Raw genomic sequence first — 14,461 nt, forward strand, 5'->3', positions numbered from 1 at the left:
CAATCAGCCGAATTGCTCTGGTAGCTTGTCACTCTCGGCGAGATCCGAAAAGCGGGTATATTCGGCCTGAAACGCCAATCTTACAGTTCCCGTCGGTCCATGACGCTGTTTTGCCACAATCACCTCGGCCTTACCGAAGACTTCTTCCATCTCGGCTTGCCATTTCATGTGTTCTTCACTGCCAAGCTTGGGCTCTTTGTTTTTGATATAATATTCATCGCGATAAACAAACAGCACAACATCGGCATCCTGCTCGATAGAACCGGATTCACGAAGATCGGAAAGTTGCGGGCGTTTGTCATCACGTGCTTCAACCTGACGGGAAAGCTGCGACAAAGCAATGATCGGTATATTGAGCTCTTTGGCAAGCGACTTCAAACCGGTCGTGATTTCAGTAATTTCCTGAACACGGTTTTCCGACGCACGCTTCGAAACACCGGTCATCAATTGAACATAGTCAATCACCAGAACGTCGAGGCCATGCTGGCGTTTAAGCCGTCGCGCGCGGGCTGAAAGCTGCGCAATCGAAATGCCACCTGTCTGGTCGATATAAAGTGGCGCCTTCTGCAATCTTGTCATCGAATGGAGGAGTTTGGCAAACTGGTCTTCGGTAATATCACCGCGGCGGATTTTGGAAGACGATACTTCCGCCTGCTCGGAAATAATACGTGTTGCCAATTGTTCGGATGACATTTCAAGCGAGAAGAAACCGACGATTCCACCTTCATTCTCTTCTGCCGGAAGGTTGTTTTCTTTCGCTTTGATATAAGCATTGGCAATATTGAAAGCGATATTGGTTGCAAGTGAAGTTTTACCCATACCCGGACGACCGGCAAGGATGATAAGGTCGGAACGTTGCAACCCCCCCATTTGCTCGTCGAGTTTCTTGAGCTGTGTAGGAATGCCGGAGAGGCGGGAAGTGCGTTTTTTTGCAGCTCCCGCCATATCAATGGCTTTTTTCACAGCATCATCGAAACTTTCAAAGCCTCCACCATATTTACCGGTTTCGGCAAGTGTGAACAATTTTTGCTCGACATTTTCGATCTGTTTCGAAGGAGTAAGATCAATCGGTGCATCATATGCGGTATTGACGATCTCGTTTCCAAGATCAATCAAAGAGCGACGTGTATAAAGATCATAAATGGCACGGCCATAATCTTCTGCATTGATGATGGTGACAGCTTCTGTCGCCATGCGAACAACATAGGTATAAACCGTCATATCGCCGATTTTTTCATCAGCCGGAATAAACGGCTTGATTGTGACCGGATTCGCAAGCTTGCCGTTTTTGATCATCTCGCTCAGAACAGCGAAAATTGTTTGATGTAAAGGCTCGAAAAAATGTTCAGGCTTCAAAAAATCGGACACGCGGTCAAGCGCGTCATTATTGATAAGAATTGCACCGAGGAGAGCCTGTTCCGCTTCTATATTATGTGGAACCTGCCTGAACGGAAGTGCCTCGTCACCATTGGTTTGTCCGATGTTAAGAACTTTTGCTTCTGACATTAGTCTTTTGCTGCTCGCCTGAATTTTGTTTAATTGGAAAACTCGTCTACTTTACCCCATTGTGGGTAGTGATCGCCACTTTTTTTTCTGTTCCCTTGCATTTTTACCTGTTTCCCTCGTTCATCCCCGTTCAACACGTGGAAAAAGATAAGAAAAAGCACTGAACGCCACTATTAAAAACCATAAGGCTTGCTTGATGACCGGAAACGGCATTCGGAAGACCAAGAAATAGCCTGCGCTTCAAGGAAAAATAGCGGTCTATGAGAAGAAAAAATGCCGCATGCTTATGTACACACAGCATTTTTTTGATTTAACATGGGGGGTGGAGATAGTACAAGGAAAGTGGCTTAAAAAGTCTGCTTTTTTGCAGCCACATGACCTATTTCTTTTCTTCTTTCGACACTTTGGTTTTTCCGTGTGATTTTACCGGTTCCGGAGCAGATGCACCGCTCGTCTTTTTTGTTGTTCCGGCAGTTTTCTTTTCATCTTTCCGGATTGCTTCTATATTCGGGTCAGCGTCAATTTTTTTAAGTCTGGCTTCTTCTTCGATAATGTAATCGCGAGTCAAGGGAACAGCATCCTGCTTGTGGGCAAGCTGTATCTGGAAAACCATCATACCCTGCCAGCGGAAAGCGCTTTCGGATGCTGCGAGGTAGAATTCCCACATACGGCAAAAACGTTCGTCATAGAGTGCTTTTGCCTCGTCCCAGTGGGCGAGGAAAGCTTCGCGCCAAGCCTTTAATGTTTCGGCATAATGCAACCGTAATATCTCGATATCGGTAATGACAAGGCCACTTTTTTCAATGACCGGTATAACTTCCGATAATGATGGAATATAGCCACCGGGGAAAATATATTTGGCAATCCACGGATTCGTTGCCCCCGGTTCGCCCGAGCGGCCGATTGAATGGAGAACGAAGCGGCCATCGGGTTTCAACAATCTTTTGACATGGTCGAAATATTCTTTGTAATGGCCGATCCCGACATGCTCGAACATACCCACGGAAACGATTTTATCGAAGGCATCATTCAGTTTGCGATAGTCAAGAAGCAAAAATTTGGCTTTATCCTGAAGTCCCATATCTTCGGCGCGCTGGTTGGCAATGCCATGTTGCTCATGGGAAAGCGTAACACCTGTAACATTTGCACCGAGAACCCGTGCAAAATAAAGCCCCAATCCGCCCCAACCGCAGCCGATATCAAGGAGCTTTTCACCTTGCTTGACTTGAAGCTTGGCCGCAAGATGCCGTTTTTTGGCAAGTTGTGCTTCGGCAAGGCTGACATTTGGATTTTCAAAATAACCACATGAATATTGACGATCAGGATCAAGAAACATCTCGTAAAGTTTGCCTGACAGATCGTAATGATGTTCGACGTTTTTTGCAGAACGACGCAACGTATTCATCTGGACGAATCGTTTTGTCGCTGTGCGGATGAAATAGAACGCTTTCATCCACAATTCATTTTCTGCAATCGGACCGGTACTTTCAAAAATTGTTTCGAGTAGTGAATAAATATCACCTTTTATAAAAGTAAACCCGCCATCCATATAGGCTTCGCCCAGTTTCAATGCAGGGTCGAGCGCTACTTCGCGTTCCCATTTTGCCGATGTAAAGCGAATTTGAATCGGTGTGCCAGTCTGATCACCGAATTGGTATGTGACCCCGCGTGAATCGGTAATTGTCAGATTACCTTTGGTAATAATGTGGCTGGCAGCCGTCTTCAACAAAGCAAACATCTATCGAGTCCCATCTTTCATTCAATAATTCGGCCGCATGTTTACCCACAGAGGAGTGTCTAAATCAGCTCTCGAAAGTCTATTTCAACCGATGCACCGTTTATAGTGCCCATTTGTTAAAAAAACACCCGACCTTGAAGATCGGGTGTGTTCATTTTTTTTTGACATGTCAAGAAACAACTGTTCCAAACTACTGGGGCAGTGCGTCGCACTCGCAAGTCTTAACTTGTGAACCGACGCAAAAAGCTTATTCAGCTTCCTTTTCTTCAGCCTGTTCCTCGGCCTTTTTCTCTGCTTCGTGTTCGGCACCTTCTTCGTCAAAGACTTCTTCTGCCAAAGGCTGTTCTTCAATTCCGTAAATAGCCTCGATCGAAGTCAAATCCTCGCCGGCAGCCTGACGTTCGGCTTCTTCAGCAGAACGGGCAATATTGATGGTCACATTAACCTGTACTTCCGGGTGGAGATTGACAGCCACATTGTGAAGGCCGATCGACTTGATCGGGTGGTTAAGTTCAACTTGTGTACGAATGATTGAAAACCCGTCAGCGGTAATAACATCGGCAATATCACGTGTCGAAACCGAACCGTATAGCTGGCCTGTTTCACCGGCAGAGCGGATAACTACGAATGTCTTGCCGTCAAGCTTGTCAGCAACCTGTTGGGCTTCGCTCTTGCGTTCAAGATTGCGTGCTTCGAGCTGTGCTCTCTCATTCTCGAATTTCTTTTTGTTGGCCTCGTTGGCACGCAAAGCTTTTCCCTGCGGGAAAAGGAAGTTGCGGGCAAAACCATCCTTTACAGAAACGGTGTCGCCCATTTGCCCCAAGCGGGCAATGCGTTCAAGAAGAATAACATCCATTTTAAATTCCTTTCAGCTGCTTTTATTGTTTTGTTTCGCCGCTTTTGCGGCTTTCTTGAATAGTCGTCCAGATCCCCATCAAAAGCAGAATGAGTGATACCGGTAAGGTGAATACGAAAGTGAAAAGGGCAATGTAGACAAATCCGAGGATGAAAATACGTCCACTCATGTCGCGAGTAAGGTTGTGCAAATAGGCAAGTCCTGTCATTGAGATTGCCAAAGTAAAGGTTGTGTTGAAGACCGATGCACACAGATTGAGAAACGTACCGAGCTTAAAAAAAGTGGCACCAAAGGCGACAATAAAAATTACCAGCGCGGGTATTGGTAGACGGAATTTTTTCGGCCAGTCGTCGCGCGGGCGTGCAAGCCGTTTCATGCGTTGCGCACCGACAAGCGAAAAATACAAATTCCCGATTAGAAAAAGCACTCCATAAGTGGCCAGACTGCTTGACAACAAGGGAACGATATTGGTTACCAGAAAATCATGGAAGGTGACGATGTCGGCTTCCGATGCCGAATTGGTCTCGCGTAAGGAATTTGCAACAAAATTGGCAACTTCGCCCGCAATAATCGGTGTCGTCGGGTTGTTATGCAATATTGTGCCGATAATAACACAAATGATCGAGATAAAGCCTGTCAGTAAAAATATAACCGACGACAGCGGATACCATTGAACTGTGTGTCCTTCTTTATCTGTTTCGGCAAGTCCGAGAAGCCAGGAGCCATAAACAGCCGGAAGAAAAAACAGCAAGGCAAAACCGAGACCGATATAGAGATTTTGTGCAAATACCAGAACGATTGTTGCTGTGATAAGAGAAATGATACTGGCAGTCGTGCCCCAGCCGAATGCAACGATAAAAATCGGCAGAGTCATGAAGCAACCGAGTAGGAGTGCAAGTGGCGGAAAAACCAGAAAAAAACTCATAATAGCTGTTGCAAGGACGGCAGCAAAGAGCCCGCCTAAAATACCCGCCGGAAACGTACTGGATTTTTTTTGCAACATTTGATCGCTGTCCTGCCTTTTTGCAGTTAGGGGCTGAAATAACCGCTCCAACTCCGGTTTTATTTAATCCTGCACCGAAAGCAGGAAAAGCAGCCGGCCTAGCCGGCTGCCTGAATTCTTACTTGACGACATAAGGCAGAAGGCCGAGGAAACGGGCGCGCTTGATCGCTTTTGCCAATTCGCGCTGCTTTTTCTGGCTCACTGCAGTAATGCGTGAAGGAACAATCTTGCCGCGCTCTGAAATATAGCGCTGAAGAAGCTTTACATCTTTATAGTCGATCTTTGGTGCGTTAGGACCTGAAAAAGGGCAAGTCTTGCGGCGACGATGGAAAGGACGACGGGTTGGAATCTGGCTAATATCAACCATTATTCATCTCCTTCATTGTTTGAATCATCGCGTGAGCGACGTGGACGACGCGGACGATCTTCATCCTTGCCGTAACGGTCGTCACGATCGCGGCGAGAAAGCATAGCCGACTGGCCTTCTTCAAGCTCGTGAACGCGAACTGTCATGTAACGCAAAATATCTTCGTTGATGCGCATCTGGCGTTCGACTTCTGCAATTGCAGCTGCCGGAGCATCAATATTCATCAATGTATAATAGGCTTTGCGATTCTTGCGAATGCGATAGGTAAGTGTGCGCAAACCCCAATTTTCAATGCGCCCGACTTTGCCACCGTTGGCTTCAATGACGCCCTTGTAAAGTTCTACAAGTTGGTCGACCTGTTGCGGTGCAATATCTTGTCGGGCAAGGAACACATGTTCATAAAGAGCCATTGTTTTGCCTTTCTTCTGTTAATCTTTGTCGACTTTCGGCGCAGAGCCTCTGCGACTTGCCTATTCGGTCGAACCGAAGAAGAAAGGACGCGTGTTTCGAGACATTCGAGAGCGGAGACACGGGAGGCTTGAAACATTAATATTTCCTGCCGCTTTTAAAAGCGACCCTCCGTTCAACCCCCGGCCAAATGTCGACAATGAACGGGCGGTGTTTACAGGTTATTTGGAAAAATAGCAAGTGAGGAAAGCAACTAAAATATGTTTTTGGGTTGGAAGAACGATGCTGTCGATATATGAGTGATGAAAATGCAAACAGCCAATTTTCGGAGTTCTGGCAAAATGGCTTTTCTGGAAAATATCGACATTCTCATTTTCAATTTCTTCGCCGCGACCCCACAAACATCAACGCTGGTTGCATATTTCGGAATCGGATGTGCGAAATTTCTCATCTATTTTATTCCCTTTCATCTCATTATGTTATGGTTTCTAGGTGGGCGGGGTGAAAGACAAGCGGCACTTTCCATCGTAATTTCCGTTGCCATAGCGCTGATTTTCAGTTTTATTATAGGACATCTTTGTTATCGACCGCGCCCTTTTGTGGCAGGAATCGTCAAAGCTCTTATCGAGCACAAGGAAAATGCTTCCTTCCCGAGCAATCATGCTTTGATTTTCACAATCTATGTTTTTTCATTATATTGGTATCGTTATAAACAAGTCGCACGCTTTGCACTTGTCCTAGGGGTACTCACTTGTTGGGGGCGCATCTTTACAGGCGTACATTATCCTTCCGACATCCTTGGAGGGGTTGTTCTGGGACTTGTTATTTCCGTGCTTGTTATCCGTTTTCTTGTACCGTTTGTACCGAAGTTTGTTTATGAGCTCCCTTATTCACCGAAAGGCAGGGGAACAGATTTACAAGCCTAATCCATGATGTTCGGCTTGACTTTATGCTGTTTTATAGGTCAAGACCTCCTAATCTTTGTTTTTAAGCCAGGGAGTATACTCTAATGGTTTGTGCATTTACGTTTCCCGGTCAGGGAAGTCAGACAGTTGGTATGGGCAAGGCCCTTTCGGATCAATTTTCTGAAGCGCGGTCAGTTTTTGAAGAAGTCGATGATGCTTTGGGCGAAAAACTCTCGTCGGTTATGTTTGAAGGGCCGGAAGATGTTTTGACATTGACCGCCAATGCGCAACCGGCGTTGATGGCTGTTTCGATGGCTGTTATCAGAGTGCTTGAGAAAAATGGCCTTGATCTTAAGAACAAGGTTTCATTTGTTGCCGGACATTCTCTTGGTGAATATTCAGCTCTTTGTGCTGCAGGTACCTTTAGCCTTGCCGACACTGCGCGGCTACTTAGAATTCGTGGAAATGCTATGCAAGAAGCAGTTGCTGTAGGCGAGGGTGCTATGGCGGCAATTATCGGTCTTGAAGAAAACATTGTTGCAGAAATTTGTAGTTCGGTTCTTGGAGAAGGTGTTTGCGAGATTGCCAATGATAATGGCGGCGGGCAACTTGTTATTTCAGGAGCGACAAAAGCCGTTAATGCAGCGGTAAAACTTGCAACAGAAAAGGGCGCAAAGAGGGCCATTCTGCTTTCTGTTTCAGCTCCGTTCCATTCAAGTTTGATGCAGCCAGCTGCCGAAGCCATGCATGATGCTCTTCTGGATGTAAATAAACTTGCACCTAGTGTGCCGGTTGTTCCCAATATTTCTGTGAAACCGGAAACCGATCCGGATAAGATCATCGAACTGCTGGTTCGTCAGGTGACAGGTCGGGTTAGGTGGCGCGAAACTGTGGAATGGTTTGCTGCACATAATGTCGACACACTTTTTGAAATCGGTAGTGGAAAAGTTCTGACCGGGCTTGCAAGGCGAATCGACCGGAATTTGACCGGCCTGACCGTCGGAACAGCAGACGAGATAGAAAATGCCTTGAAGGCACTTGGCGTATAATTGAGGAATTTGACGATGTTTGATTTGAAAGGGCGTAAGGCACTTGTAACCGGCGCAACCGGCGGCATAGGAGAAGCGATAGCTCGCGGGTTGCATGAACAAGGTGCAATAGTTGGACTTCATGGCACACGCGAGGAAAAGTTAAAAGCTTTGGCTCATGACCTTGGCGATAATTGCTTTATCTTTCCGGCAGATCTTTCCAAACGCCAAGAAGTAGCAGCATTGGCCGAAAAAGCAGAAAGCACGCTCGATGGCGTGGATATTCTGGTCAATAATGCCGGAATTACCCGCGATGGTCTTTTTGTTCGTATGAGTGATCGCGATTGGGATGATGTGTTGGCCGTTAATCTATCAGCCGTATTTTTTCTGACTCGAGCTTTGACACATCCGATGATGCGCCGTCGCTATGGCCGCATTATCAATATTTCCTCTATTGTCGGTGTTACCGGCAATCCCGGTCAAACCAATTATTGTGCAACGAAAGCCGGTGTCATAGGTTTTTCGAAGTCTCTCGCTCAAGAAATTGCCAGCCGCAATGTGACGGTCAATTGCATTGCTCCGGGTTTTATTGAGTCGGCTATGACGGACAAACTCAATGACAAACAAAAGGAAGCCATCATGTCTGCTATTCCGATGAAGCGGATAGGGACAACTAAAGATGTGGCAGCTGCCGCTATTTATCTTGCAAGCGACGAGGCGGCCTTCGTCACCGGCCAGACATTGCACGTCAATGGCGGAATGGCAATGATATGACAAAAATATCCGTAAAGACTCGGGATTGAAGTTTTTACTGATGATAAAAATTGCGGCGTTGTCTTCTAAATTTTGTGCGTTGTGAGCGTTAACTTTAGAAAAAGGACACTATTTCGGCACAAAATGAAGAGAAACACGCGAATTATGGTAAAATATCTTTGCGTCTTGGCGTCGAGCATGGTAATTGGCGCCTTTAAGGCCGGTGAGTAAAACCGGTTGATCCCGTTATGGGATATCCACAGGGTGTGTTTGAAAACCTAAAAATGATAGGTGTAAATGCATCTATTGCTTGATTAGATGAGCCCGTGCCGCTAACCAAGGCAGGGAAAACAACAAAAGTCGAGGATCCGACATGAGTGATACAGCAGAACGCGTCAAGAAAATCGTCATCGAACATCTTGGTGTTGATGCAAATAAAGTAACCGAAAACGCAAGTTTCATTGACGATCTTGGTGCCGATAGTCTTGACACCGTAGAATTGGTCATGGCTTTTGAAGAAGAATTCGGTGTAGAAATTCCGGATGACGCAGCCGAAACGATTTTGACCGTTGGCGATGCCGTCAAGTTTATTGATAAGGCTTCGGCCTGATTGACCGCGGAGGCAGAAACTGGAAAAGGTTTTTGTCTCCTTTTATTTGTTTTACTCGTGAATGAACGGGTATTTTCGGGTTTAAAGTTGAACGATTGGGATTTGGAAGTATGAGACGTGTCGTCATTACCGGTTTGGGATTGGTTTCTCCACTGGCCGGCGACGTGGAACATAGCTGGAAACGGCTTCTTGAAGGCAAAAGCGGCGTTCGTCGTGTTACCGAGTTTGAAGTCGATGATCTTCCATGCCAGATAGCAGGCCGTATTCCATTAGGTGACGGCAGCAATGGTACATTCAATGCCGATCTTCATATGGAACTCAAAGAGCAGCGCAAAGTCGATCCGTTCATTCTTTACGCGATGGGAGCTGCCGACGAGGCGCTCGACGACGCCGGTTGGCATCCGACAAGTGATGAAGACCAGATTCGCACCGGCGTTATGATCGGTTCGGGTATTGGCGGTGTCGAGGGCATTGTCGAAGCCGGATATACGTTGCGCGACAAAGGGCCAAGGCGCATTTCGCCATTTTTTATTCCCGGTCGTCTTATCAATCTCGCATCGGGTTACGTTTCGATAAAGCATCAGTTGCGCGGGCCTAATCATGCAGTCGTTACTGCGTGTTCTACCGGTTCACATGCGATTGGTGATGCTTCCCGTCTGATCGCGCTTGATGATGCCGATGTTATGCTTGCCGGCGGGACCGAATCTCCTGTCAATCGTATTTCGTTAGCGGGATTTGCTGCGTGCAAGGCACTTTCTACAGGCCGCAACAATGACCCTGAACATGCCTCGCGTCCATATGATGTTGATCGCGACGGATTTGTAATGGGTGAAGGTTCTGCCATTGTCGTTTTGGAAGAACTTGAACACGCCAAAAAACGCGGTGCAAAAATTTATGCCGAAGTTGTCGGCTACGGTTTGTCCGGTGATGCCCACCATATAACGGCGCCATCCGAAAGTGGAGAGGGGGCCGAACGGTGTATGCGCGCAGCCATTAAACGCGCCAGAATTGATCCGTCCGAAATTGACTATATCAATGCACATGGGACTTCGACCATGGCTGACACGATCGAGCTTGCGGCTGTCGAACGTGTCATGGGTGAAAATGCTTCAAAAGTATCGATGTCATCGACAAAATCGTCGATTGGCCATCTTTTGGGCGCAGCCGGTGCAGCGGAAGCTATTTTTAGTGTTCTTGCAATACGTGATAATATAGCACCGGCGACAATCAATCTTGATCATCCCTCTGTCGAGACGAAGATAGATCTTGTTCCGCATAAGCCGCGGGAACGCAAGATTGACACTGTTTTGTCCAACTCATTCGGATTTGGTGGAACCAATGCATCCTTGATTATGCGGCGTTTTTCAAAATAATACACAATCTTGAGAAAAGTTCACCTTTTCTCCAAGTTCTGCAAATTTTGCCGCAATTTTGCGATAAGCGGTAGAAACCGGAAATTTATAGCAAACGGGATGTGTGCTTATGTCTGACGAAGAAAAAAAGATGACATCCGACAGGACTGAGTCTTTGACATCGAAGTCAGAAATAAAGCCGTCAGAGCCTGATGAACCAATAGCGTCGTCAGAGGAAAATTCTCCACTACCTGAAGCCTCTCCATTATCGGAAAATACAGATAAAAATGCAGCGTCAGACAGAGAAAAGTCTGTCGGCCAAGCCGCTTTGCAAAGCGATCGGGACGAAAAAGAAGAGGGAGGTAGAGCAACCTCCGAAGTCCTGAAATCATCATCTCTGCCAGAGGCTGAAGCAGCGGGTCAAAATCCTTCGATTTTGCAAAATAGCGTACCTCGTGTCTTAGACGATCAATCGGTACAGAATAATCAACAATCCACTCCGGTCGGAAATGACAAAGTTCCGGAAGAGCCGGATGATACAAATGGAGCAGACGGAAAAGCAGACGCAAAAAAAATAAAAGTCAAGCCGAGTCGGTCAAAGGTTGCCCGCAACCCTTTGATTATTCTTGGTAATTTTTTCCTTATGCTGTTGATAGTCATCATTCTGGCAATCACGATACCGATATATGTCGGAAAGAATATGTTTGTTGCGACCGGTCCCCAATCGAACGAACAAGTGGTTCTTATCAATCAGGGGGCCGGTATCAGGGAAATTGCTTCAATTCTTGAAAAACAAGGCTTTATAAGATCGGCAGATATTTTTGTTTACGGTGTTGGCTATCAGGATAAGGCAAGGCTTCTGAAGGCTGGTGAATATGCCATACCTGCACATGCTTCAATGAAGGATATCATGGATATTCTGGTGGAGGGAAAGTCGATCGAGCATGCGTTCACAGTGCCTGAAGGACTTACCGTCGCACAGGTTTTCGACCGTCTGGCAGCAAATGATGTTCTGGTAGGCGATTTACCAAAAGTTTTACCGCCAGAAGGAAGCTTAATGGCCAACACTGTCAATTTTATTCGCGGAACGACTCGCGAACAGATTGTCAAACGTTTACATGACGGGCAACAAAAACTGGTTGCTGATATCTGGGCGAAACGTGCTCCCGATTTACCAATAAAAAATATCAACGAGTTCGTAACACTCGCATCAATTGTTGAAAAAGAAACCGGTATTGCAACCGAACGACCACAAGTGGCCGCCGTTTTTTATAATAGGCTTGCCAAGAATATGCGTCTGCAATCGGATCCGACGGTTATTTACGGCTTGTTCGGGGGAAAAGGCAAACCTTCAGATCGGCCGATTTATCAATCTGATCTTGATAAAGACACGCCTTACAATACTTATAAAATAAACGGTCTTCCTCCCACGCCGATTGCCAATCCCGGACGGGACGCCCTCGAAGCGGTGGCCAACCCGCCGAAGAGCGACGCGCTATATTTCGTGGCAGATGGTACAGGCGGACATGTTTTCTCCAAAACGCTGGACGAACATAATGCAAATGTGCGTAAATGGCGCGCGATGCAGAAAAATGACTGATTGGTTTTAACCGGTTCCGGATATTTAAAATTAAGCCGGAAAATAGGTACTTATCGGCGCTTGCTTCAAATTGACGACTGTGTTCCAGTCGTTTTTTATTTTCCATAAAAAGTTATAAACGTAGGGGTGCTGTTTCGAATCGGCAGTTTATACACGTTTGGGGTTATGTTTTTTTGATGCAATCGGCTGCAATTTTTCGAACGCGTTTTTGATCTTTCCTATTTTTGTACAGTCCGGTTGAACCGTTGATGTTCGGCGGCAGGCGGATGAATTGCCTTGTTTATATTTGATGTTATAAAAGCGGCACTTTAACCGGAACAGTGTTAAAAAATGACAGCAATCAAATAAACAAACTATCGGGAAATATACACTACGCACGCAGTGTCTGGTCGCGATTGTTTGCAGATTATGGTCATTAACAGGTTGTCGACACGTGCTATTGAATTCAAAATTCCGGCCATTTCAGTTAATAGGGAACTGCTAGAATGAGAGTCTATGAATTTTTGAAGAGCATTGACGGTTGGGGTAGAAAGTCGATTCCGCCAATCGATTTGACGTCAAACAATTCCGCCAAGGGTTAAGCCCTATTTTTTACAGGAGTTTTTTTACATTGCAGAGTATGACAGGATTTGCCAGAGCGAGTGTGTCGACGGAAAGTGCCACTATTGTATGGGAAACTCGCTCGGTTAATGGCAGAAATCTTGATTTGAGATTTCGTTCGAACATTGCCATTGATGCTATCGAATATGAATTGAAGAAGAAGGCGGGAGATATTTTTTCACGGGGAAATATAAATTGCTTGCTTAATGTTTCTTTTTCGGCTGGAAGCAGTCACCCTCGTATCAATCAGGATTACCTTGATTGGGCTTTGAAATTTTCAAACGAACTGGAACAAGCTTATGGCATTCAGAAACCGACTATCGACGGATTGTTAGGAATAAAGGGCATCGTCGAATACGGAACGCCGGAAAACGAAACCATCGAAAATACCGATTTGAAGCTTGCGATTATCAAGGGGTTCGACGTTGCCCTTCACGATTTGACATTTGCCCGCGAAAAAGAAGGAGCAACACTCAATAAAATTCTGTCTGGACAAATCGATACAATCGAAACATTGGTAAGTAGAGCCAGAAACGATCCGTCACGTTCGCGCGAAGCGATAAAGGAGCGACTGAAAACGCAGGTATCTGCACTCCTTGACTCCAGTGATAAACTCGATGACCAACGGTTGGAAATGGAAGCGGTCCTTCTGGTAACCAAAGTAGATATTCAGGAAGAACTAGACCGGCTTGACGGACACATCGAAGCAGCAAGATATTTGCTTGGATTGAATGAACCTGTTGGTCGTCGATTGGACTTTCTGGCTCAGGAATTTAATCGCGAAGCCAATACACTATGCTCCAAGGCGCATACAGCTTCCCTTTCGGCCGCAGGTCTGTCATTAAAGGCGGTGATTGACCAGTTCAGAGAACAAATTCAGAATGTCGAATAGACTGATGTTTTGAAATTTTGTGCCCTGATGGGGTCACGAAAAATTTGAAGGACAATGTATAATGAAAAACACCTCTGAACGTGAACGCAATTTAAAGAACGCGGGCAAAAGACGCGGAGTGTTAATGGTAATTTCATCCCCATCGGGAGCAGGAAAATCCACATTGTCACGTTTATTGCTGGAAGATGGTCATCTCGGCTTGTCGATCAGTGTGACGACGCGTGAACGCCGGTCAAGCGAGATAAACGGCGTTCATTATCATTTTATTAGCAAAGAAGAATTCGAGCGTAAGCGCGATAACGATGAATTGATCGAGTGGGCGGAAGTCCACGGTCATTACTACGGTACTTTGCGTGAAACAGTGGATAAAGCTTTGGCAGCGGGGCGCGATATGCTCTTCGATATCGACTATCAGGGTGCACAGCAATTGCAGGAGAAGATGCCTGATGACGTTGTTTCCATTTTTATTCTTCCGCCGTCAATGAAAGAATTGAAGTCGCGCTTGAATAGACGAGCCGAAGATGCGCCGGATGTTATCGACCTCAGGCTTCATAACGCTCGTGGCGAGATAGAACATTATAAATCTTATGACTATGTGATTATCAATGAAGATTTGGAGCAGTCTTTTTCGCTTATTAAAACGATTCATCTAGCCGAAGCGATGAAACGGCGGCGCTGTCTCTACATTGATTCGTTTGTGGACGGATTGCTACAGGAAAAACTTGAATAGTTTTTTTCACGTTTAATAAGCACAAGCAAAAAAGTTGATCGGTGGCTCTTTGAACGACCAACGAGAAAAACTTATGTGAGCTATTTTTGTTTCATGCGATAAAATTTAGGAAA

Annotated in this window: 14 protein-coding genes; 8 read left to right on the plus strand and 6 right to left on the minus strand. The window is 45.9% G+C overall.

The features are described from left to right. Nucleotides 1–3 precede the first annotated feature (3 nt). From H3V14_RS07440 to rpsF, 6 genes are all read right to left on the minus strand, one after another. Entirely contained in the window at nucleotides 4–1,506 is a 1,503-nt protein-coding gene (locus tag H3V14_RS07440; RefSeq protein ID WP_075915873.1) for a replicative DNA helicase, read from the minus strand. A 379-nt stretch (nucleotides 1,507–1,885) separates the two neighbouring features. After that, a complete protein-coding gene (locus H3V14_RS07445) occupies nucleotides 1,886–3,244 on the minus strand; it encodes a cyclopropane-fatty-acyl-phospholipid synthase family protein (protein ID WP_198227679.1) in 1,359 nt (452 codons plus the stop codon). Nucleotides 3,245–3,491: 247 nt separating this feature from the next. Further along, on the minus strand, nucleotides 3,492–4,100 hold the full coding sequence (gene rplI, locus H3V14_RS07450; RefSeq protein WP_075870050.1) for a 50S ribosomal protein L9: 609 nt from the start codon (nucleotides 4,098–4,100) through the stop codon (nucleotides 3,492–3,494). 22 nt (nucleotides 4,101–4,122) lie between these two features. After that, on the minus strand, nucleotides 4,123–5,103 hold the full coding sequence (locus tag H3V14_RS07455) for a DUF2232 domain-containing protein (RefSeq protein WP_198227681.1): 981 nt from the start codon (nucleotides 5,101–5,103) through the stop codon (nucleotides 4,123–4,125). A 118-nt stretch (nucleotides 5,104–5,221) separates the two neighbouring features. Then, entirely contained in the window at nucleotides 5,222–5,470 is a 249-nt protein-coding gene (gene rpsR / locus H3V14_RS07460; protein WP_075870048.1) for a 30S ribosomal protein S18, read from the minus strand. Beyond that, nucleotides 5,470–5,880, minus strand: a complete 411-nt coding sequence (rpsF, locus tag H3V14_RS07465; RefSeq protein ID WP_075870047.1) for a 30S ribosomal protein S6 — start codon at nucleotides 5,878–5,880, stop codon at nucleotides 5,470–5,472. The genes rpsR and rpsF overlap by 1 nt, the downstream gene beginning before the upstream one ends. A gap of 339 nt (nucleotides 5,881–6,219) precedes the next feature. Here rpsF and H3V14_RS07470 point away from each other — a divergent pair, with 339 nt between their 5' ends. The 8 genes from H3V14_RS07470 to gmk all read left to right on the plus strand — a co-directional run bounded on the left by H3V14_RS07470 (nucleotide 6,220) and on the right by gmk (nucleotide 14,348). Beyond that, nucleotides 6,220–6,804, plus strand: a complete 585-nt coding sequence (locus tag H3V14_RS07470) for an undecaprenyl-diphosphatase (RefSeq protein WP_198227683.1) — start codon at nucleotides 6,220–6,222, stop codon at nucleotides 6,802–6,804. 83 nt (nucleotides 6,805–6,887) lie between these two features. Further along, a complete protein-coding gene (gene fabD, locus H3V14_RS07475; RefSeq protein WP_198227685.1) occupies nucleotides 6,888–7,832 on the plus strand; it encodes an ACP S-malonyltransferase in 945 nt (314 codons plus the stop codon). Between the two features lie 15 nt (nucleotides 7,833–7,847). After that, nucleotides 7,848–8,585, plus strand: a complete 738-nt coding sequence (gene fabG / locus H3V14_RS07480; RefSeq protein WP_198227687.1) for a 3-oxoacyl-[acyl-carrier-protein] reductase — start codon at nucleotides 7,848–7,850, stop codon at nucleotides 8,583–8,585. Nucleotides 8,586–8,937: 352 nt separating this feature from the next. Next, entirely contained in the window at nucleotides 8,938–9,174 is a 237-nt protein-coding gene (locus tag H3V14_RS07485) for an acyl carrier protein (protein WP_075870044.1), read from the plus strand. Nucleotides 9,175–9,284: 110 nt separating this feature from the next. Next, on the plus strand, nucleotides 9,285–10,547 hold the full coding sequence (gene fabF / locus H3V14_RS07490) for a beta-ketoacyl-ACP synthase II (protein ID WP_198227689.1): 1,263 nt from the start codon (nucleotides 9,285–9,287) through the stop codon (nucleotides 10,545–10,547). Between the two features lie 376 nt (nucleotides 10,548–10,923). Next, nucleotides 10,924–12,126 (plus strand): endolytic transglycosylase MltG, encoded by a 1,203-nt coding sequence (mltG, locus tag H3V14_RS07495; protein WP_371809456.1) that lies wholly within the window; start codon nucleotides 10,924–10,926, stop codon nucleotides 12,124–12,126. Nucleotides 12,127–12,745: 619 nt separating this feature from the next. Beyond that, nucleotides 12,746–13,618, plus strand: a complete 873-nt coding sequence (locus H3V14_RS07500; protein WP_198227868.1) for a YicC/YloC family endoribonuclease — start codon at nucleotides 12,746–12,748, stop codon at nucleotides 13,616–13,618. Nucleotides 13,619–13,742: 124 nt separating this feature from the next. Beyond that, the gene (gene gmk, locus H3V14_RS07505; RefSeq protein ID WP_246713053.1) at nucleotides 13,743–14,348 is read left to right on the plus strand and encodes a guanylate kinase; all 606 of its coding nucleotides are present in this window, start codon (nucleotides 13,743–13,745) and stop codon (nucleotides 14,346–14,348) included. Nucleotides 14,349–14,461: the final 113 nt, after the last annotated feature.

Origin of the sequence: Bartonella sp. W8151, from assembly GCF_016100385.1 — a bacterium.
In the GTDB taxonomy this organism is placed as follows: Bacteria; Pseudomonadota; Alphaproteobacteria; order Rhizobiales; family Rhizobiaceae; genus Bartonella; species Bartonella apis.